The organism is Vibrio sp. 2033 (assembly GCF_033339735.1).
In genome coordinates, this window is the sequence record NZ_JAWOVC010000874.1 from 1 (window position 1) to 511 (window position 511).

Sequence of the window (511 nt, forward strand, 5' to 3'; positions counted from 1 at the left end):
GTTGCACACCGCAATTGGGCACCTTGAGCATCCCGAACGATTTCTTGCCTGTTTAGACAGCTTAGATGATCGCGCCATTACCGAGAGTTTGGCGTTTCAACGTAGCATCGCCGTTGCACGCTTTTTTGTCGATGGCACTGAGGATGTGGCATTGCTAGAGGAGCAAGATCAGCGTCGCGTGTTCTCTCTTATTGCGAACGAACTTTCTGCTCTTACTCAGCTTGAACCAGCGAGTCAATGGTTGGCGAAAGCCGCATTAGGAATGACACCACACGATGCAGAAGAGGTGCTAGCGCGTTCGATCGCAATCACCGCAAACAACTTGGCTTGTCAGTATGAAGAGCTCTCAGAGCGTACTGACGAGCAGAAAGCGAGGATGTTAGAGTCAGCAAGGTTAGCACTGGATTATTGGAAAATAGCGGGCGGTTGGATGCAGGAAGAGCGTGCAGAATATCGTTTGGCGATGAGCTTGCTGAAAGCCGATGCACCTAAAGAAGCCAAAGTGCATGCT

General features: G+C 50.5%; 1 pseudogene. It reads left to right on the plus strand.

The features are described from left to right. Window positions 1-511, plus strand: a pseudogene (locus tag R7P74_RS29575) (hypothetical protein); the annotation flags it as partial.